The sequence below is a fragment of the Streptomyces sp. NPDC004647 genome (assembly GCF_040609575.1).
Classification (GTDB): Bacteria; Actinomycetota; Actinomycetes; order Streptomycetales; family Streptomycetaceae; genus Streptomyces.
In genome coordinates, this window is the sequence record NZ_JBEXKU010000007.1 from 93,424 (window position 1) to 113,389 (window position 19,966).

Below are 19,966 nucleotides of genomic sequence, written 5' to 3' on the forward strand. Positions count from 1 at the left end.
ACCGGCAGCAGCCGTGCTTCAGTCGAGGAGGATCACGTCGACCCGGGCGCCGGCGTCCACGGAGGTGGTGTCCTCGCCCACGACGATCAGGGCATTGGCGTGGGCGAGGGCCCTCACCAGGTGGGATCCCGCACCGCCCACAGGAGTGACGGCCCCGTCCGCGTACCGGCCTCGCAGGAACTGACGCTTGCCCTTCGGGGAGGACGACACGCCTTCGGCGCATACGGCGCGGACCGTCTCACGGCTGACGGGATCGAGGCCCATCAGGGCCCGGATGGCGGGGCGTACGAAGAGTTCGAAGGAGACGTAGGAGCTGACGGGGTTGCCGGGGAGGGCGAGCACCGGGGTGCGCTCCGGGCCGATGCTGCCGAAACCCTGGGGCTTGCCGGGCTGCATGGCGAGCCGGCGGAAGTCCACCGCGGAGGAGCCGTCGGCCGCGGGCTCGAACTGCGACAGGGCTTCCTTCACGACGTCGTACGCGCCGACGCTGACTCCGCCGGTGGTGACGAGGATGTCGGCGCGGATCAACTGGTCCTCGATGGTGGCCCGGAGGGTCCTGGCGTCGTCGGCGACCGCTCCGACGCGGTACGCGATGGCTCCGACGTCGCGCGCGGCGGCGGTGAGCGCGAAGCTGTTGGAGTCGTAGATACGGCCGCGGCCCAACGCTTCGCCGGGCTGGACGAGTTCGCTGCCGGTCGACATGACCACCACGCGCGGGCGCGGCCGCACCGTGACGGTGCCGCGGCCGATGGCCGCGAGCAGTCCGATCTGCGGCGGGCCGAGGACCGTGCCGGCCGCGAGCGCGAGCTCCCCGGCGGCGACATCGCTCCCCCGGGCGCGGATGTGGGCCCCGGCCGGGGCGGCGCGGTGGACGCGGACCTCGCCGGTGGCGCCCTCGGGTGCGTCGGCGGCGGCGCGCATACCGGAGACCGGGCCACCGCCGGTGCCGCCGTCGGTCCACTCGACGGGCACGACGGCCTCGGCGCCGGGCGGCAGTGGGGCGCCGGTCATGATGCGGGCGGCCTCGCCCGGTCCGACGGTGGGCAGCTCACCGCTGCCGGCGGCGACGTCACCGATGACGGTGAGGACCGCCGGGTACTCCTCGCTGGCCCCGGAGACATCGGCGGTACGGACCGCGTACCCGTCCATGGAGCTGTTGTCGAAGGGCGGCAGGGCGGCGGGGACGGTGACGTCCTCCACGAGGACGCATCCCTGGGCGTCGAGCAGTTGCAACTCGATGGGCTCCAGCGGACGGATGTGCCGGAGGATGTCGTCGAGGTGCTCCGTCACGGTCCAGACGCGGTGCTCGTCGGGGGCCGGAGCCGCCGCGCCGGAGCCCGTAGGGGACGCGCCCCCGAGCCCGTCCGGAGCGGCGGCCTGTTCAGCGGTGCTGCTCAAAGTGCTACATCTCCTCCGTGACATAACCGCGAAGCCAGGTCCGGAAGTCCGGCCCCAGGTCTTCACGTTCGCACGCGAGTCTGACAATGGCACGCAGATAGTCGCCCCGGTCGCCGGTGTCATAGCGGCGGCCCTTGAAGACGACACCGTGCACGGGGCCGCCGAGGCTCGGGGTCTCGGCGAGGGTGCGGAGCGCGTCGGTGAGCTGGATCTCGCCGCCGCGGCCGGGCTCGGTCTTGCGGAGCACCTCGAAGACCGCGGGGTCCAGGACGTACCGGCCGATGATGGCGTAGTTGCTCGGCGCCTCGGCGGGGGCGGGCTTCTCCACCAGGTCCGTGACCTGGACGACGTCGTCCTCGGAGGTGGCCCGGACGGCTGCACAGCCGTAGAGGTGGACCTGGGCGGGGTCGACCTCCATGAGGGCGACGACGCTGCCGCCGTGCTTCTCCTGGATCCCGATCATGCGGGCGAGGAGCGGGTCACGGGGGTCGATGAGGTCGTCGCCGAGGAGGACGGCGAAGGGCTGCTCGCCGACGTGCGGGGCGGCGCAGAGGACGGCGTGGCCGAGCCCCCTGGGGTCGCCCTGGCGGACGTAGTGCATGGTCGCAAGGTCGCTGGACTCCTGGACGCGGGCGAGCCGGGACTCGTCGCCCTTGCGGCGCAACGCCTCCTCGAGCTCGTAGTTGCGGTCGAAGTGGTCCTCGAGGGGGCGCTTGTTGCGACCGGTGACCATGAGAACGTCGGAGAGACCGGCCGTGACGGCTTCCTCGACGACGTACTGGATCGCGGGCTTGTCGACCACCGGCAGCATTTCCTTGGGGGTGGCCTTGGTGGCCGGAAGGAAACGGGTGCCCAGTCCGGCGGCGGGAATGACAGCCTTGCTGATCCGGGAGTGCGATTCAGTCATGCGGAGAACCATAACCGGTACGTATGAGCGGAAGATGTGGCTCCGGTTAATACGCTGCGGTTGGAGAGGTTTGGGGCACGTTGTGAATCCATGCCACGTTACGAAGGCGGAGTTGCGCCGGGGTCTCCTGGCGGTAAGGGCCGGGTTGACAGAGGATGACGTCTCGGAAACGGGGCCGGTTCTCGCCCGGAGGGCCCTGGAGCTGCCGGAGCTGGCGAGCGCGCGGACCGTGGCCGCGTACGTCTCGGTGGGGCGCGAACCAGGGACCCGCGCGCTGCTCGACGCGCTGCGCACGCGGGGGGTACGGGTGCTGCTCCCCGTGCTGCTGGAGGACAACGACCTGGACTGGGCCGGTTACGAGGGCGCTGACCGGCTGGTGAAGGCCGGCCGCGGGCTGCTGGAGCCGGACGGACGGCGCCTCGGCCCCGATGCCGTCGCGGAAGCGGACGCGGTGCTGCTGCCGGGTCTCGCGGTGGACGGACGGGGTATGCGGCTGGGCCGTGGCGGCGGGTCGTACGACCGCGTCCTGGCGCGGCTGGAGAAGGCGGGCACCGACCCGGCGCTGGTGGTGCTGCTGTACGACGGCGAGCTGCTCGGCGAGGTGCCGGCCGAGGCGCACGACAGACCGGTGCACGCCGCGGTCACGCCCTCGGCGCTGCACCGCTTCAGCCGGGGGTAGCGGGAGGTTCCCCCGTACCTCGTCCCGGCTTCGTCCCCTCCCCCTGGGGACGAAGCCGGGACGGACGTGGGTCGAGGCAGTGGGGCGGAGGCGGAACGGCACGGCCCCGGGACCGGCCGCAGAGGGCAGCCGACCACCGGGACCGTGACGAGGACTTCAGGGTGTGAGCGCCAGGGTGTCGGAGGTACCGTCCTCGACCTCCTGGTTGCTGAACGCCCACGGCAGCAGGTCGCCCTTGGCCCACTTGTCCGTCTGGTCGCTGTAGTGCGCGTTGAAGGCATGCCCCGAGGCGCCGGTGAGGTTGATCCAGCGGGACTTGTCCAGGTCCCCCAGGTTGACGATCATCCGCATCGACGGCACCCAGACGACGTCGTAACCGCCCGCCGCGTTCCAGCCGGTGGCGTCCACCGCCGCCTCGCCGCCGCCCAGGTTCCACGGCCCCCGGTTGAGCATCCGCTGCAGGACCCCGGGTCCCTCCGTGCCCATGGTCTGGTTCTTCAGCGTCAGCTGGTGCAGCCGGCCCCAGCTCCAGGTGTCGATGTCCTTGCCCAGCTTGGACGTGAGCTCCCAGCGGGCGTCCCTCATCGCGTGCGCGAGCAGCTCGTCACGATTGCGGTCGCCGGGCTTGCGGGGGGTGCTGGAGGTCTTCCACCAGTGGTTGTCCTCGTCCTTGAGGAACGTCCGCACGACCTCGTACCAGCGGTCGCCGCCGTCCGGCTGCGCCGCGTCCGGCGCGCGCTGCCCGCACTCACGTACGAGCCGGGCGTTGCCGTCCAGGTCTTCCAGGGGGCCGGAGTCGTCGGACGGGCGTACCCGCAGGCACTGGCCCGACACCCGCAGCTCCTTGGGCAGCTTGTTGCCGAAGGCGAGCTTGAGGGTGTTGCGCCAGACCGCGTTGAAGTAGGCGGCCGCGGCCGAGTCCGCGTCCTGGGTGTAGTCCCAGCCCTCGAGCAGCTTCTGCGCCTCGCGGACGTACGGGTCCTTGACGTCGATCTTGAGCAGCAGGGGCGTCAGCAGCTCGGCGATCTCGCTGCTGTTGTCCATCTGCATGGTCTGCATGTCGTCCGTCGAGATCTTGCCGCCGTCCTTGATCTTCGACTGGATGAGGTCGTTGATCCGCTGACTGCGCGCGCCGTAGCCCCAGTCCCCGGTGAGCAGATACGGGTACTTCGCCTTGTCCACGACGGCCTGGTTGGCGGTGACGATGTAGCCCCGCCGGGGGTCCTGCTCCCAGGGCAGGGCGGACTGCGGAATGTATCCGGTCCACTTGTAGTCGGAGTCCCAGCCGGGCGCCGGGTAGCGGCCGTCGCCCTTGCCCCGGATGGGAATCCTGCCCGGGGCCTGGTAGCCGATGTGGCCCTTGGTGTCCGCGTAGATGAGGTTCTGCGAGGGGACGGCGAAGTCGCGGGCCGCCTTGCGGAAGCCCGTGAAGTCCTTGGCGGCGTTCAGCCCGAAGACCGCGTCCATGGACTTGCCGGGCTGCAGTGCGGTCCAGCGCAGCGAGACGGCGTAACCGCTGCCGCGGTCCGGGGCGGCGTCGCCGACGGGCGCTTCCTTCCCCACCTTGCCCAGCTCGTCATTGCGGTCGGAGACGATCGGCCCGTTGCCGGTCGAGCGGACAGTGATCTCACGGTCGGCGCCGTCCGCGACCTTGATGGTCTCCTTGCGGGTCCTGAAGGGAACCTGCTTGCCGTCGGTGAGGTACGAGTCGCTGCTGACCTTCTCCAGGTAGAGGTCGGAGACGTCCGCGCCGAGGTTGGTGAAGCCCCAGGAGATGTCCTGGTTGTGGCCGATGACGACACCGGGCATCCCGGAGAACGTGTAGCCGGACACGTCGTACCGGCAGGACGGGCTGACGCTGCGGCAGTGCAGGCCCATCTGATACCAGACCGAGGGCATCTGCGGCGCCAGGTGCGGGTCGTTGGCGAGCAGCGGCTTCCCGGTGGCGGTGTGCCTGCCGGAGACCACCCAGGAGTTGGAACCGATACCGGCGCCGTTCGGGCCGAGCAGTGCCGGGATCGTTTCGAGGGTCTTGGACAGCGAGGACAGCTGGGTCTGCGCGCCCCGGGCCGCGCCGCCGAGCCCGGCGCCGACCCCCGTACCGTTCTGCGGCGGAGTGGGCCCGGACTCGGGTTCGAACGTCTTGCCGGTCCCGTCCACCGCCCCGCCGTCGACGATCGGCTTGTTCCGTTCGTACGGGTACGCCGGGTACAGGTCCTCGATCTGCTGCGGGGTGAGGCGGCTGGAGAGCAGCGAACGGTCGATCTCTTCCTGCATATTGCCGCGCAGGTCCCACGCCATGGCCTTGAGCCAGGCGACCGAGTCGACGGGGGTCCACTTCTCGGGGGTGTAGTCGGTGCTGAAGTCGAGGGCCGCGTACTCCACGGACAGGTCGGAGCCCTTGTGGTCCTTCAAGTAGGCGTTGACGCCTTCGGAGTAGGCCTGGAGATATTTCTTCGTCGCCGGCGACAGCTTGTGGTCGTACTCCTCCTGCGCGACCTTGCGCCAGCCCAGCGTGCGCAGGAACGCGTCGGTCTCGACCTGTTCCTTGCCGAACATCTCCGACAGGCGGCCCGCGGTCATATGGCGGCGGACGTCCATCTCCCAGAAGCGGTCCTGCGCCTGGACGAACCCCTGCGCGCGGAAGAGGTCCTCGTCGGTGTCGGCGTAGATCTGCGGGATCCCGTGTCCGTCACGCTTGACCTGGACCGGTCCCGAGAGGCCGGTGAGCTTGGTCGAACCGGTGGTCTCCGGGAACGAGGCACGCACCGTGCTGACGCTCCAGTACGAGCCGAAGCCGGTACCCGCCACGAGCAGCAGCACGACTGCGATCACGAGGCTGCGGGCACGACGACCCTTCTTCTTGCCCGAAGGGCCGGTCTTGTTGGCGGGCATCGCTGTCCTTAGCGGGGCAGTGTGGTCCTGGAGTGCTGGAGCAACCATAGGCGCAGCGTGTGAGGGGCTCGTCAGCGGAGTAGGTGCTCGCCGCTCGGCGCCCCACAGCGGGCTATTGGGTGACATCAGCCGACTCCGCGATCGGCGCCCCAACCGCTGCCGCAGCGGGCAGGCGTCAAGAACCCGTAAAATGTTAGGTAAGGCAATGAAGTTCCAGTCGGCTGAACGGAACGTTCCGGTCGATAACGTGAGAAAGGTTCCGGCCCCTGACTGTCCACCAACTCAATGAACTCCTGCTCGTCTGCTCGCTCGTCCTCCTCATCGCGGTGGCAGCGGTCCGGGTCTCCTCACGCAGCGGGCTTCCCAGCCTGCTCATCTATCTGGGGATCGGCATCGCGATGGGCCAGGACGTGATCGGAGTCCGCTTCGACGACGCCGGGTTGACCCAGCTGATCGGCTACAGCGCGCTGGTCGTGATCCTGGCGGAGGGCGGTCTGAGCACCAAGTGGCGGGAGATCAAACCGGCCCTTCCCCTGGCGGCGACGCTGTCGACGCTGGGCGTCGCGGTGAGCGTCGGGGTCACCGCGGCGGCGGCGCACTATCTGGTGGGCCTGGACTGGCGGCAGGCGCTGATCATCGGTGCGGTGGTGTCGTCGACCGATGCGGCGGCGGTCTTCTCGGTGCTGCGGAAGGTGCCGCTGCCATCGCGGCTGACGGGTGTCCTGGAGGCCGAATCGGGCTTCAACGACGCGCCCGTGGTGATTCTGGTGGTCGCCTTCTCGACGGCCGGTCCCGTCGACTCCTGGTATCTGCTCCTCGGGAAGATCGTTCTGGAGCTGGCCATCGGCGGGGCGATCGGTGGCGCGGTGGGCTGGCTCGGGGCGTACGGGCTGCGGCACGTGGCGCTGCCCGCCTCGGGCCTGTACCCGATCGCGGTGATGGCGATCGCGGTCGTCGCGTACGCGGGCGGTGCGCTGGCACACGGCAGCGGATTCCTCGCGGTCTATGTCGCGTCCCTGATCCTGGGCAACGCGAGGCTCCCGCACTGGCCCGCGACCCGTGGTTTCGCCGAGGGGCTGGGCTGGCTCGCGCAGATCGGCATGTTCGTACTGCTCGGGTTGCTGGTCACGCCGCACGACCTGGGGGACGACATCCTGCCCGCGGTCGTCGTGGGGCTGGTGCTGACCCTGGTGGCAAGACCGGTGTCGGTGCTGCTGAGCACAGCGCCGTTCCGCACGCCCTGGGCGGAGCGGATACTGCTGTCCTGGGCGGGACTGCGCGGCGCGGTGCCGATCGTGCTCGCAACGATCCCCATGGTCTACGAGGTGCCCGACAGCCGCGAGATCTTCAACATCGTCTTTGTACTCGTGATCGTCTACACGCTGGTGCAGGGGCCGACGCTGCCCTGGGTCGCCCGGCGGCTGCGGCTGGGCAATGGGGAGGCGGCGGCCGACCTCGGGATCGAGGCGGCGCCGCTGGAACGGCTGCACGGCCACCTGCTGTCGGTGACGGTGCCGCAGAAGTCCCGGATGCACGGTGTGGAGGTCGGGGAGCTAAGGCTGCCCGCGGGGTCCGCGGTCACCCTGGTCGTACGGGACGGGGAGAGCTTCGTGCCCTCGCCCGCGACCGTACTGCGACGCGGGGACGAGCTGCTGGTCGTCGCCACGGATCCGGTGCGGGACGCGGCGGAGAAGCGGCTGCGGGCCGTGGCGGAGGGCGGCAAGCTCGCCGGCTGGCTGCGCGGGGGCAACAACTCCCATTGATCCGGGGCAGGTTGCAGATCGATCGGGGGCAGGTTGCGGATTGATTCGGGGCAGGTATATCCATCCGGCGATGAAACCTGTCGATCGCAGGAAACTGTGCGCGGATACCAGGTGCATCACAGGGACTTTCCGCAGCATGCCTGTACTATGAAGACGCACATCACGACCCACTCTGCCTGATGCAGAGCTGGCGCGACCGCACGGCGGCCGCGGTCCCTCTGCCACCTTCTCGGTGCGGACCCGGTATCTACCGCGGAACCTGCGCGAGAGGACAGCTCTCGGCGCACACCGTACTGAGGATCGCCACTACCGGGGCGGGGCTCACGAGGCGTGCGCCACCAGGCAGCGGAAAGGCACGGCCGTGGCATCCGCGGTCACCACCACCCGTCCCGGTTACGGGCAACTGCTGCGCACACCCGGCGCATGGACGTTCCTGCTGCCCGGCTTCGCCGCCCGACAGCCCTTCGCGATGCTCACCATCGGGATCGTCCTGCTGGTCGAGCACACGACCGGCTCCTACGGCGCTGCGGGCGCGGTCGCGGCGGTCACCGGCGTCTCGATGGCGCTGTTCGCTCCGCAGAGCGGCCGGCTCGCCGACCGCTTCGGGCAGAGCGCGGTGCTGCTGCCCGGCGTTCTGGTGCACACGGCGTCCGGCGGGCTGCTGACGGCGCTCGCGCTGACGGATGCGCCCGTCTGGGCGCTGTTCGCCGCCGCTGTACCGACCGGCGCCTCCGTGCCCCAGATCGGCCCCATGGTGCGGGCCCGTTGGGGCGCTGTGCTCGGGGGCACGTCGCGGACGGGTTCCGCGGGAGGCGCGGGGGCCGTGGGGTCTGCGGGATGCACGGGGGCCGTGGGGTCTGCGAGAGGCGCGGGAGGCTCGCAAGGTGTTCTGCTGATGCCGACCGCGGCGGCCTTCGAATCGGTGACGGACGAGCTGACCTTCGTCATCGGTCCGGTGCTGGCCACCGCGCTGAGCACCGGGGTACACCCGGCTGCCGGCCTGATCGCGGAGGCTGTGCTGACCCTGGCCGGCGGACTGCTGTTCGCGGCCCAGCGCCGTACCGAACCGACCGCGAACCGGCTCCACGCGGGCGTGCGGAAGCCGCATGTCTCGGCACGGGCCCTGCCGGGCGTACGGGTGCTGGCAGTGGCCTTCCTCGGGATCGGCTCGGTGTTCGGCGGCATGCAGGTCGCGCTGACCGCCTTCACCGAGGAGATCGGGCAGCCGGGCATGAACGGACTGCTGTACGGGGTCTTCGCGGTCGGCAACATGCTCGCCGGTGTGGCCTGCGGCGCCATCGTCTGGCGGACCTCGCCGCGGAAACGGCTGCTGACGGCGTACGCGGCGCTGGCGCCGGCCTGCTCGGTCCTGTGGGCCGTGCACTCGCCGCTGCTGCTGGGCGCACTCGGACTGCTGGTCGGCCTCTGCATCGCGCCGGCGCTGATCACCGGCTACACGCTGGTGGAGGACCTGGTCCCGGCGTCGGCCCGTACCGAGGCCTTCACCTGGCTGACGGGCTCGGTCGCCCTGGGGCAGGCCGCGGCCGTGACGGCGGCCGGGCAGCTGGCGGACCGGTTCTCAGCCGCCGCCGGATTCACAGTGCCGCTGGCGGGCACGGGGCTGGCGCTGCTGACCGTGGTGGCGCTGCGGGGGCGGCTCGTACCGACGTCACCGATGCGGGCGGTCCGGGTGGCGGGCTCCGTTTCCACGACCTCGGGCGGCGCAATGGAGCCGGGACAGGGTGAGGCCGAGCGTGGGGTGGATCACCGTATGCCCGTCGCGGTGGACTGATCCCGCGGAATGCTGCACTATGGAGCGTCGTTAGCACTCAATGAGTGAGAGTGCCAGGAGGAGCAAGTGCCGACCTATCAGTACCAGTGCACCGAGTGCGGCGAGGGCCTCGAGGCGGTGCAGAAGTTCACCGATGACGCGCTCACCGAGTGCCCGGGCTGCGAGGGACGCCTTCGCAAGGTGTTCTCGGCGGTCGGTGTCGTCTTCAAGGGCTCCGGGTTCTACCGGACCGACAGCCGCGGCTCGTCGTCCGGCAACGGTTCGGCGAAGCCGTCGACCACGGCGTCGGAGACGTCCAAGAGCGACAGCTCCTCTTCGTCGGCGTCCTCTTCTTCGTCGGCGTCTTCGTCGTCGTCCCCTTCGCCGTCGTCGTCTTCTTCCTCCTCGTCCTCGTCGAAGCCGGGCAGCTCCTCGGGCGGCAGCTCGAGTTCCTCCAGCAGCTCCGCGGCCTGACGCAAAGGACGCCGGACACCCGGCCGCCGGACTCACCACAGACGCACCGGACCCCGCCGCCTCTCGTCGAGGCGGCGGGGTCCGGCGTCTGTCCGGCGCCGCATAAGGTGGAGCGCATGGTCGACACGAGCAGCGCCCAGGCGGAGATCGGCGTCATCGGCGGATCGGGGTTCTACTCCTTCCTCGAGGACGTCACCGAGATCACGGTGGAGACCCCGTACGGACCGCCGAGCGACTCGCTGTTCCTGGGCGAGGTCGCGGGCCGACGGGTCGCCTTCCTGCCGCGGCATGGACGCAAGCACCATCTGCCGCCGCACCGCATCAACTACCGCGCCAATCTGTGGGCGCTCCGCTCCGTCGGGGTGCGGCAGGTGCTGGGGCCGTGCGCGGTGGGCGGGCTGCGGGAGGAGTACGGGCCGGGCACGCTGCTCGTACCGGACCAGCTCGTGGACCGTACGAAGGCCCGAACCCAGACCTTCTACGACGGTGAGGCTCTGGCGGACGGCCAGATGTCGAACGTGCTGCACCTGAGTTTCGCCGACCCGTACTGCCCCGCGGGTCGGGAGGCTGCGGTGGCGGCGGCGCGTGGGGGCGGCTGGGAGCCGGTGGACGGCGGCACGCTGGTGGTGGTCGAGGGGCCGCGCTTCTCGACCCGGGCGGAGTCGCGCTGGCATGCCGCGCAGGGCTGGTCGGTGGTCGGCATGACCGGGCACCCCGAGGCGGTGCTCGCCCGGGAACTGGGGCTTTGCTACACGTCGTTGACGCTGGTCACCGACCTGGACGCAGGGGCCGAGACGGGTGACGGTGTCTCCCATGAGGAGGTGCTGCGGGTGTTCGGCGAGAACGTCGGGCGACTGCGGACGGTGCTCTTCGACGCGGTGGGCGGGCTGCGGGACACGGCTGACCGGGACTGCTTGTGCGCGCGGGCGCTGGACGGGCTGGACACCGGATTCGAGCTGCCGTAGGCGGAACGCCGTGCGGCGTGTAGGGCTTGCCGGCTTGGCGGGGTATGCAGGGGCCTGCGGATCAATGTGAGGTTCCTGCTTGCTCGTGTGGGTGAACGGGTTGTCCACAATCGAGTGGTGGTCCACAGGCTTCAGCGGGGTCCGCGGAGGCCGTGCATCGTGGGGAGCGTCCGAGCGAGAACCCTTCTCACGGCAGGCGGTGGATTGCCATGGTTCCCATGTCCGCTACGACAACCGCGCTCCCCCCGGTCCCCACTCCCCCGCTGCGCGACGTGCCGCAGTTCGCACCGCTTCGCCTCGCGTCAGCGCGGTATCGGCTGCTGCGGGCCGTACGACGGCGGCGCCGGACGATGGCTGCGGGACTGGCGATCGGGGCTGCGGCACTGGCGGCCGCCGCCGCCGATCCCGGGGCACACGATTGGACAGCTCTGTCCCTCCCTGCCGTACATTGCGGAATCGTCTGTTCCATCCGTCGTGAGCGCACAGAGGGGTTCGCTGGTGAGCGAGGAGAAGCAGAGCATCCTGAACGGCTTCAAGCAGTTCTTGATGCGTGGGAACGTGGTCGAACTCGCGGTCGCCGTGGTCATTGGCGCCGCATTCACCACCATCGTGAACGCGGTGGTGAAGGGCGTGATCAACCCCATCGTCGGGGCCCTCGGCACCCAGAACCTCGACCATTACACGTACTGCATGGGCACCTGCAAGACGAACGCGGCGGGCGAGGTGACCGCAGGCGTCCACATTCTGTGGGGCTCGGTGCTCAGCGCCACCATGACCTTCGTGATCACGGCGGCCGTGGTCTATTTCCTCATGATCCTGCCGATGAACCGCTACAAGGAGCGGCAGGCGGCGAAGGCCCCGGTCGATGCCACGGCGGCCGAGGTGACGGAGATCGAGCTGCTCGCCCAGATTCGCGACGCGCTGATCTCGCAGCGCGATGGGTCCGAGAGCGACGGGCCCGGCGGGCCGACGCGCGTGCCGTCGCAGAAGTAGCCGCTCCGCCGCCGTCTCAGAGGTGGTGCGGCGGCTTCTCGTCGAGGAAGCGGGCCAGGTCGGCGGTGCTGGTGCCACCACCGGTCGGCGCTTCTCCCCAGCCGCGGTCGGTGTCGTCCGTGGACTGCCGGCCGAGGGGGTCCTCGAAATTCAGCTTGGCGGCCGATTCGGCCGGTTGGGCCGCTTGGGCCGGCTCGGGTGGTTCGACCGGCTCGGGCGTACGGGCGGTACTCATGGCTCAAGCGTACGGTGAATCGGCCGAGGGCCCGTCCGGCGGTTCGACGACGCCGGGACGTCAGCGGAGGGGGAATGGCGCAAGTCCCCCCGGTCAACGACCGGGGGACTTCGGTGCCTTCGGTGCCATCCGCTCGGGCCGGACCGGAGCGGGCGGTATTGGCCCGGCCCGCTCCGGGCCGACCCTCACGACCCGCAACCGCCCGGGACAGTCCCGCACCTCTCCGGACCCACCGCCTCCAGACCCCACCTCCTCCAGGCCACCGAGCGGGCCGAAGCACGACCGGACCGGAGCGACCAACGAGCCGGGGGGACCGGACCGACCCGGAGGGGCCGGAGCGGGACCGCACTCAGGCGGGAGGGCCTCGGACATCAGGCCTGAGGCGGCAGACATCAGGCAGCACGCGGGTGTCCGCGCGCCCATGCATCGGGCGGTCCGGGAGCGGACAGGAAGCGAACAGGGAAGAGCCCCGGTGCGGGGGGATGCACCGGGGCTCGGCTCATGGGGGGTTAAGCCGCCGCGTCGAACCCTGTGTCGCGGGCCATCTTCTTCAGCTCCAGCAGAGCGTGCTTCTCGATCTGCCGGATCCGCTCGCGGGTCAGGCCGTGCTGCTTGCCGACCTCCGTCAGGGTCCGCTCCCGGCCGTCGTCGATCCCGTACCGCATCTTGATGATCGACGCGGTGCGGTCGTCGAGCTTGCCGATCAGCTCGTCCAGGCCCTCGCGGCGCAGCATCACCAGCACCGACTGCTCGGGCGTGGCCGCCGAGGTGTCCTCCAGCAGGTCGCCGAACTGCGTCTCGCCCTCGTCGTCCACCGACATGTTGAGGCTCACCGGATCACGCGCCCAGTCCAATACGTCGCCGACGCGCTCCGGGGTGGAGCCCAGCTCGGCGGCGACCTCGGCGTGCTCCGGGTCCCGGCCGTTCTCACGGTTGAACTCGCGCTGCACGCGCCGGATGCGGCCGAGCTCCTCCACCAGGTGGACGGGGAGCCGGATCGTACGGGACTGGTCCGCGATGGAGCGGGTGATGGCCTGCCGGATCCACCACGTCGCGTACGTGGAGAACTTGAAGCCCTTGGTGTAGTCGAACTTCTCGACCGCGCGCACCAGACCGGCGTTGCCCTCCTGGATCAGGTCCAGCAGAGGCAGCCCGCTGCGCGGGTAGCGGCGCGCAACCGCTACGACCAGACGGAGGTTGGACCGGATGAAGACGTCCTTGGCCCGCTCGCCCGCAGCGGCGATGGCCTCCAACTCCTCACGGCTCGCCGCCCCTGCCTCGGCCTTTCCTGCCGCCTTGGCCTTTCCTGCCTTTCCTGCCGCCTTGGACTTCCTTCCCCCCTCGGAGTCCCCTCCCGCCGCCCCCTCGGCAGCGGCTGAATTCACACTGCCGTCGAGGATCTGCTGGGCGTAGACACCCGCCTCGATGGTCTGGGACAGCTCGACTTCCTTTGCGGCGTCGAGCAGCGGTGTGCGCGCTATCTCGTCGAGATACATGCCGACCAGGTCGCGGTCGGCGATCTCTCCGCCTCCGGCGCGAACACTGTTTGCCCGGTCGGTCTCAGTGCTCGCGGACTGACGACGGGCGACGGCACGGGTTGCCATGCGTGCTCCCTTGCGATGAGTCGGTCGCGGGTCGGAAAGGGATGTCCACTCTGGAGCGGGTTCCCGTTCCACAGGAAACAACGACTGGAATCAGGACAGAATTCCCATGCCGTACGACGAATTTTGTGATCATGCAGTACCCTGTCCGGCCACCCAGGGAGGCCATATGCTGCGGGAACGGCGGGGAGCGCAGGTCAGCCCCGGCACGGCGGACGACCTCCAGGCCCTGACGGAGATCTACAACCACTACGTCCGCGAGACGGCCATCACCTTCGACACCGAGCCGTTCACCCCCGAGCAACGCCGCCCGTGGCTGCTCTCCCACCCTCAAGACGGCCCCCATCGCCTTCTGGTTGCCCGGGACCTGCCGGACGATCCTGGAGACCGGCTGCCCGGCCGGCTCCTCGGCTATGCGACGAGCAGCACTTTCCGGCCGAAGCCCGCGTACGACACGTCGGTCGAGGTCAGCGTCTACTGCGCGCCGGGCGCGGGTGGGCGGGGTGTCGGCACACTCCTCTACGAGGCGCTGTTCGAGGCCCTGCGCGGCGAGGACCTGCACCGGGCATACGCGGGGCTGACCGTCCCCAACGAGGCCTCGGTCCGGCTGCACACCCGCTTCGGCTTCGAGTGCGTCGGTACGTACCGCGAGGCGGGCAGGAAGTTCGGCCGCTACTGGGATGTGGCCCGCTACGAGAAGGCCCTCTCGTAGCGGCGGCGCACTCGTGGCGGACGGCTCCGGCGCACTCGTGGCGGACGGCGTCATAGGTCGGCGAGTTCCACGGTGGCGCGTGCCAATGGGGCGCCTGTGGCGGATGGGTCATCGGGTCCCCGCTCACGGTGGCCCCCGCTCACGGTGTGCGCAGGGTGTATGCCTCCGGGTCGAGGTGGACGTCACCGGCGGCCAGCCCCCGCGACAGCAGGGTCCACGGTCCACCGCCCGTGGGATAGAAGCGGAGGGTGAGGGTCTCACCGGAGTCGGTGAAGACCTCGGTGATCGACCGGTCGAGCAGGACGCGCAGTTCGATCGTGCGGCCGGGTTCCGCCTCGGGCAGCGGCATCCGTACGCCCCGACGTGGGACCGCGGGTCGCGTGAGGCGCGGGCCCCGGTCGACGGTCAGCCGACCGTTCCGGATCTCCATGTCGAGGCACTCGGCGCCGTCCGCGCTGGTGGCGATCCGCAGCCCCCAGGCCGCCTCCCGCCCGAAACCGAGCCGGACCCGGAGATCGGCGACACCGTCCACCCGGCCGAGCTCGACAGCCTCGCCGGGCGTGACGGGCACGCACCGCCCGCAGGCACGCCTGCCCCCGCCGCCGCACCGGCCGGACGGCGCGGGCCGCGTCTTACGATGGTGAGACGGAGCACCTGGCGCGGTCACCGGCCCGGTGGAGCGTGCGGCGAACGAGGTGCTCCCGAGAGATGCGCACGGAGGCATTCCACCGTGTCGGTCGAGCTGAACCACACCATCGTCGCGGCCCGCGACAGGCAGGCGTCCGCCGAATTCCTGGCCGGCATCCTCGGCCTGGAAGTGGGGGCGCCCACCGGCCCGTTCGTGCCCGTCGCGACCAGCAACGGCGTCACTCTGGACTTCGCGAACACCGACCGGGATCCGATCACCCCGCAGCACTACGCGTTCCTGGTGTCGGAGGGGGACTTCGACGCCATCTTCCAGCGGATCCAGCAGGCAGGGATCACCTACTACGCCGATCCGGCCATGCGGCGGCCGGGTCAGATCAACCGCCGTGACGGCGGGCGGGGTACGTATTTCCTGGACCCGGACGGTCACTCCATGGAGATCCTCACCCGCCCCTACGGCAGCGGCGGGCAGGGACCGCCGGTGGTGAAGGAGGGACGGCTCCCGTAGGCGTGGACCGGGACCCCCGGCTGGGGGCGGGACCCGGGGGCGGGGAGGAAGGCGGGGGCGCGGTCCGGCCACCGGAGCCGCACGTGCGAGTCAGGCCACCGGAGCAGCACGGGGGTGCTATCCGACCTGCACGGAGCCGCCCGTGCGCGCTATCCGAACTGCACGGAGCGCTTCGCCAGCCCCATCCAGAAGCCGTCGATCACGCTTCGGCCGGCGTCGAGGTCGCCGGAGGCCTCGGCCGTGCCCAGCGTGACGAAGAGCGGGGCGAAGTGCTCGGTGCGCGGGTGGGCGAGGCGGCCGGCCGGGGACTTGTGCTCGAAGTCGAGCAGCGCGTCGACATCCTGGGCCTCGAGCGCCCGTTGCCCCCAGTCGTCGAACTCCGCCGACCAGCCGGGCACCCCGGCGCCAGGAGGCAGTCGCAGCGCACTCAGATTGTGGGTGAAGAAACCGCTGCCGACGATCAGCACCCCCTCGTCCCGGAGCGGCGCCAGCCTGCGTCCGACGCCGAGGAGCTCGCGGGGATCGAGCGTGGGCATGGATATCTGGAGGACGGGGATGTCGGCCGCCGGAAACATCTCGACGAGCGGGACGTACGCGCCGTGGTCCAGGCCCCGGTCCGGGAAGTCCTGCACCGGCGTGCCGGCCGAGCGCAGCAACTTGCGGACCGCGTCGGCGAGATGGGGGGCGCCGGGGGCCGCATAGCGCACCTGGTAGTAGTGCTCGGGAAAGCCCCAGAAGTCATGGACGAGGGGCACGGTCCCGGTCGCGCCGAGTGTGAGTGGCGCCTCCTCCCAGTGCGCGGAGATCATCAGGATCGCGGTGGGGCGGGGCAGTTCGGCGGACCAGGCGGCGAGCTCGCCGGGCCAGACAGGGTCGTCGGCGAGCGGCGGGGCGCCGTGGCCGAGATAGAGGGCGGGCATGCGCCCGCTGGGGGCGGTGGCGGCCATCCATGACTCCTTGAAAGTTCAAGATGTAACGCGAGGCGTACTCTACCGCGACTTTATTTAAGATTCAAGAAGTCTCCCTTACAGTAGACGCATGACGACGGGATCCGACGATGAGCCGCGCTGGCTCACCGACGACGAACAGCGAACCTGGCAGGCCTATCTGCAGGCGACCGCGCTCCTGGAGGACCATCTCGACCGGCAACTGCAGCGCGACGCGGGCATGCCTCACATCTATTACGGCCTGCTGGTGGTGCTCGCCCGAGCGCCCAGGCGCCGGATGCGGATGACCGAGCTGGCCCAGAACGCCAAGATCACCCGTTCCCGGCTCTCCCACGCGGTGGCGCGGCTGGAGAAGAACGGCTGGGTGCGCCGCGAGGACTGCCCGTCCGACAAGCGCGGCCAGCTCACGGTGCTGACGGATGAGGGCAGGGCGGTGCTGGAGAAGTCCGCACCCGGCCATGTCGCCGCGGTGCGCGGCGCGATCTTCGACCGGCTGACGCCCGAGCAGGTCGAGGAGTTGGGGAGGATCTGCCGGATCATGGCCGAGGGCCTTCAGCCGGAGCGCGGCGCGGATCTGCCGTGGCTGCGGTGAGCGGAGGGGGCTCCGGCGCGCACGCGCACTGCGTAGGCACGTGCCCACGGCCGTAGTTGCCCGCGTACGTGCGCGTGCGTATGGCGCCCGCGGCCGATGTTCCCTGCGTACGTACGGTGCCCGGGGCCGAAGTCGCCCGCGTACGGACGGTGCCCTGTACCCAGCCGCCGCCCGCGCACGTAGGTAGCCGGATACGTAGCCGGGTACGCACCCGGCCGCGTACGCAGGCGCCTGCCACGCACGTACCGACGAGCCCCCTTTTACGCGCGACTGCCCCGCACCGTTCCCAGTGCGGGGCAGTCGCAGCAAGCCGGCTCAGTGAGCGAGGACCGGCACCGTCACGTCGTCCTCGGCCGCGCCTTCCCCGCCACCCGAGCCCGCGACAAGCGCGCCGCCCTGCCCGCGGGTGTTGATCAGGGTGAAGGCGATCGCCGCCGCCAGTGCCAGGATGCCGACAGCCCACCAGATCGCGGTGGAGTAGCCGTGCACCATCGACTGGAGCTGAAGCGCCCGGACGGACTTCGCACCGGCCGCGTGCGAAGTGGCGTACGCGGTGGTGGCGCTCGCCGCGATGGTGTTCAGCAGCGCGGTGCCGATGGCGCCGCCGACCTGCTGCGAGGTGTTGACCATCGCCGATGCCACACCCGCGTCGCGCGGCTGCACACCGTGCGTCGACAGGCTCATGGCCGGCATGAACGCCGTACCCATGCCGAGGCCCAGCAGCAGCTGCGCGGGCAGGATCAGACCGGCGTACGAGGTGTCGACCTCCAGTTGCGTCAGCAGCAGCATGCCGGTGGCCGCGACCAGGAAGCCCGGGGCCATCAGCAGGCGCGGCGGGACGCGGTTCATCAGCCGCGCGCCGATCTGCGTCGAGCCGATGATCATGCCCGCGATCATCGGGAGGAAGGCGAAGCCGGTCTCGACCGGCGAGTAGCCCTTGACGATCTGGAGGTAGTAGGTGAGGAAGAGGAACAGGCCGAACATGGCGATGATCGCGAGACCCAGCGACATGTAGACACCGCCGCGGTTCCGCTCGGTCACCACGCGCAGCGGCAGCAGCGGCGACTTGACCTTGGACTCCACCAGCGCGAAAGCGGCCAGCAGCACAGCCGCGGCGATGAACAGAGCGATCGTCAGGCCCGCGCTCCAGCCGTCGGATTCGGCGCGCGTGAAGCCGTAGACCAGGGACACCAGGCCGAGGGTGGAGAGGACCACGCCCGGGATGTCGAGCGACGAGCGGTTGCGGGTGCCCTCGGGCTCACGGATCACGAAGTACGCGCCCGCCGCGGCGATCACGGCGAAGGGGATGTTGACGAAGAAGGTCCAGCGCCAGTCCATGTACTCGGTGAGGAAACCGCCGAGGATCAGGCCGACGGCGCCGCCGCCGCCCGCGATGGCGCCGTAGATGCCGAACGCCTTGGCACGCTCCTTGGCCTCGGTGAACGTCACCGCGAGCAGGGACAGCGCGGCCGGGGCGAGCAGTGCGCCGAAAGCACCCTGGAGGGCGCGCGAGCCGAGCAGCATCGCGCTGTTGGCCGCGGCGCCGCCGAGCGCCGAGGCGGCCGCGAAGCCGAGGAGGCCGACGACGAAGGTGCGCTTACGGCCCCAGAGGTCCGCGATGCGGCCGCCGAAGAGGAGCAGGCCGCCGAAGGCGAGGGCGTAAGCGGTGATGACCCACTGCCGGTTGCCGTCGGAGATGCCGAGGTCCGCCTGGGCGGAGGGGAGCGCGATGTTCACGATGGTCGCGTCGAGAACGACCATCAGCTGGGCCAGGGCTATGAAGATCAGCGCTTTCCAGCGCCTCGGGTCGAGTTGGCGGACTGAATCTGGCATGACGACGCCTACCTAGCGGTGCGGAGAGATGAATACCGGAACGTGAAGCAGCACGTGCGTACGTGCATACGTGCAGGTGAAGGCAGAAGCGGAGGTAAGAAGCGGAGCGTGGAACGGGACCTGGGACGGCCTCGGAACGGGCAGTGAAAGCGCTGGGGTGATGACGGGGCGGACGGTCTCACACCCGCTGTCGGAGGTCCTCCAAAGTGGCTGCGGAACCGGGCAGTTCGGAGCGCACCGGGGTGCGCAGACCGTCGACGAACAGCTGCAGGTGCCGGTGGACGAACTGGTCGAAGTCGATACAGCCGTTGCCGGGCAACGGCCGGGTCAGCTGAGTGATCGCCACCATCAGGTCACCGACTGCGATGTCGCCGCGGAGGCTGCCGGCCTCGCGTGCCCGCGCCATCAGGGCCTCGATGTCCGCGTCGAGCCGGTCGCGGGCCTCGAGGTGCTCGGGGTGGTTGGGGTCCACGCCTTCGGACAGCAGCGGGCACAGGGCGCCGATCCGCTCGTCGGCCGCCGCATGGACGAAGCGCCGCAGTGCCTCGAAGGCGTCCGGCTCTTCGGCGAGGGCGGCCTCCGCCTGGTCGGCGATACGGCCCATGACGTACAGGGTCACGCGGTGGATGAGCTCGCCGCGGTCGGCGAAGTGACGGTAGAGCGTGGCGTTGCCGACACCGGCGCGACGGGCGACCTCGTCCAGCGGAACGTCCGCCCCGTGCCGGACGAACATCTCCCGGGCCGCGGCGATGATCCGCTCGCGGTTGCGCAGGGCGTCCGCCCGCAGCCGGGGCTGCTGGTGCTTCACGGTCGAGGCGACCACGGCGACGCTCCTTCTCGGTGTCGGTCGGTTGTTCTCGGTGCCGGTCGGTTCTTCTCGGGTGCCGGTCGGTTGACCGGTTCCGGCCGCCCGGGTGACCCCGGGCTCGATCCCCCGTTCCGCCCGGACACCCGTCTAAACGGGGAAAACCTCCCCGGATATTTCCCCCACGCGAAGTGACCTGCATCACGCTCTGCCCTCGATCGCGGCGGCACCACACACAGCCAC

The 19,966-nt window shown here is 70.4% G+C and carries 18 protein-coding genes; 9 read left to right on the forward strand and 9 right to left on the reverse strand.

Features of this window, described 5'->3' with window-relative positions:
- Positions 1–18: 18 nt before the first annotated feature.
- Together glp and galU are read right to left on the reverse strand one after the other, a co-directional pair.
- Positions 19–1,290, reverse strand: a complete 1,272-nt coding sequence (glp, locus tag ABZW18_RS05055; RefSeq protein WP_356182320.1) for a gephyrin-like molybdotransferase Glp — start codon at positions 1,288–1,290, stop codon at positions 19–21.
- 112 nt (positions 1,291–1,402) lie between these two features.
- Positions 1,403–2,305, reverse strand: coding sequence for a UTP--glucose-1-phosphate uridylyltransferase GalU (gene galU, locus ABZW18_RS05060; protein WP_356182234.1), 903 nt, complete (start codon positions 2,303–2,305; stop codon positions 1,403–1,405).
- Between the two features lie 82 nt (positions 2,306–2,387).
- On the opposite strand from galU, the gene ABZW18_RS05065 reads away from it, so the two are divergent.
- Positions 2,388–2,984: a 5-formyltetrahydrofolate cyclo-ligase gene (locus ABZW18_RS05065; RefSeq protein WP_356182237.1), complete on the forward strand. Its 597-nt coding sequence runs from the start codon at positions 2,388–2,390 to the stop codon at positions 2,982–2,984.
- 156 nt (positions 2,985–3,140) lie between these two features.
- On the opposite strand, the gene ABZW18_RS05070 is transcribed toward ABZW18_RS05065, so the two are convergent.
- Positions 3,141–5,879: a penicillin acylase family protein gene (locus ABZW18_RS05070; RefSeq protein ID WP_356182240.1), complete on the reverse strand. Its 2,739-nt coding sequence runs from the start codon at positions 5,877–5,879 to the stop codon at positions 3,141–3,143.
- 266 nt (positions 5,880–6,145) lie between these two features.
- Here ABZW18_RS05070 and ABZW18_RS05075 point away from each other — a divergent pair, with 266 nt between their 5' ends.
- From ABZW18_RS05075 to mscL, 5 genes are all read left to right on the forward strand, one after another.
- Entirely contained in the window at positions 6,146–7,642 is a 1,497-nt protein-coding gene (locus tag ABZW18_RS05075) for a potassium/proton antiporter (RefSeq protein ID WP_356182322.1), read from the forward strand.
- Positions 7,643–8,003: 361 nt separating this feature from the next.
- Complete coding sequence (locus tag ABZW18_RS05080) at positions 8,004–9,434, forward strand: MFS transporter (protein WP_356182243.1); 1,431 nt, start codon at positions 8,004–8,006, stop codon at positions 9,432–9,434.
- Positions 9,435–9,500: 66 nt separating this feature from the next.
- The gene (locus tag ABZW18_RS05085; RefSeq protein WP_356182246.1) at positions 9,501–9,887 is read left to right on the forward strand and encodes an FmdB family zinc ribbon protein; all 387 of its coding nucleotides are present in this window, start codon (positions 9,501–9,503) and stop codon (positions 9,885–9,887) included.
- Positions 9,888–10,003: 116 nt separating this feature from the next.
- Positions 10,004–10,852: an S-methyl-5'-thioadenosine phosphorylase gene (locus ABZW18_RS05090; protein WP_356182249.1), complete on the forward strand. Its 849-nt coding sequence runs from the start codon at positions 10,004–10,006 to the stop codon at positions 10,850–10,852.
- Positions 10,853–11,350: 498 nt separating this feature from the next.
- Complete coding sequence (gene mscL, locus ABZW18_RS05095; RefSeq protein ID WP_356182251.1) at positions 11,351–11,845, forward strand: large conductance mechanosensitive channel protein MscL; 495 nt, start codon at positions 11,351–11,353, stop codon at positions 11,843–11,845.
- Between the two features lie 16 nt (positions 11,846–11,861).
- Here the strand turns inward: mscL and ABZW18_RS05100 are convergent, their stop codons facing one another.
- Both ABZW18_RS05100 and ABZW18_RS05105 read right to left on the reverse strand, forming a co-directional pair.
- Entirely contained in the window at positions 11,862–12,080 is a 219-nt protein-coding gene (locus tag ABZW18_RS05100) for a hypothetical protein (protein WP_356182253.1), read from the reverse strand.
- Between the two features lie 509 nt (positions 12,081–12,589).
- Positions 12,590–13,684, reverse strand: coding sequence for a sigma-70 family RNA polymerase sigma factor (locus ABZW18_RS05105; RefSeq protein ID WP_356182254.1), 1,095 nt, complete (start codon positions 13,682–13,684; stop codon positions 12,590–12,592).
- 166 nt (positions 13,685–13,850) lie between these two features.
- Between ABZW18_RS05105 and ABZW18_RS05110 the strand changes: the two genes are divergently transcribed.
- On the forward strand, positions 13,851–14,393 hold the full coding sequence (locus tag ABZW18_RS05110) for an N-acetyltransferase family protein (RefSeq protein ID WP_356182256.1): 543 nt from the start codon (positions 13,851–13,853) through the stop codon (positions 14,391–14,393).
- Between the two features lie 139 nt (positions 14,394–14,532).
- On the opposite strand, the gene ABZW18_RS05115 is transcribed toward ABZW18_RS05110, so the two are convergent.
- On the reverse strand, positions 14,533–14,964 hold the full coding sequence (locus ABZW18_RS05115; RefSeq protein WP_356182259.1) for a GH32 C-terminal domain-containing protein: 432 nt from the start codon (positions 14,962–14,964) through the stop codon (positions 14,533–14,535).
- A 159-nt stretch (positions 14,965–15,123) separates the two neighbouring features.
- On the opposite strand from ABZW18_RS05115, the gene ABZW18_RS05120 reads away from it, so the two are divergent.
- On the forward strand, positions 15,124–15,546 hold the full coding sequence (locus ABZW18_RS05120) for a VOC family protein (protein ID WP_356182262.1): 423 nt from the start codon (positions 15,124–15,126) through the stop codon (positions 15,544–15,546).
- Between the two features lie 149 nt (positions 15,547–15,695).
- Here ABZW18_RS05120 and ABZW18_RS05125 read toward each other — a convergent pair whose 3' ends face one another.
- On the reverse strand, positions 15,696–16,493 hold the full coding sequence (locus ABZW18_RS05125; RefSeq protein ID WP_356182264.1) for a class III extradiol ring-cleavage dioxygenase: 798 nt from the start codon (positions 16,491–16,493) through the stop codon (positions 15,696–15,698).
- Positions 16,494–16,584: 91 nt separating this feature from the next.
- Between ABZW18_RS05125 and ABZW18_RS05130 the strand changes: the two genes are divergently transcribed.
- Entirely contained in the window at positions 16,585–17,085 is a 501-nt protein-coding gene (locus ABZW18_RS05130) for a MarR family transcriptional regulator (protein WP_356182267.1), read from the forward strand.
- A 315-nt stretch (positions 17,086–17,400) separates the two neighbouring features.
- Here ABZW18_RS05130 and ABZW18_RS05135 read toward each other — a convergent pair whose 3' ends face one another.
- The gene (locus tag ABZW18_RS05135) at positions 17,401–18,918 is read right to left on the reverse strand and encodes an MFS transporter (protein ID WP_356182270.1); all 1,518 of its coding nucleotides are present in this window, start codon (positions 18,916–18,918) and stop codon (positions 17,401–17,403) included.
- A gap of 178 nt (positions 18,919–19,096) precedes the next feature.
- Complete coding sequence (locus ABZW18_RS05140; protein ID WP_356182272.1) at positions 19,097–19,741, reverse strand: TetR/AcrR family transcriptional regulator; 645 nt, start codon at positions 19,739–19,741, stop codon at positions 19,097–19,099.
- Positions 19,742–19,966: the final 225 nt, after the last annotated feature.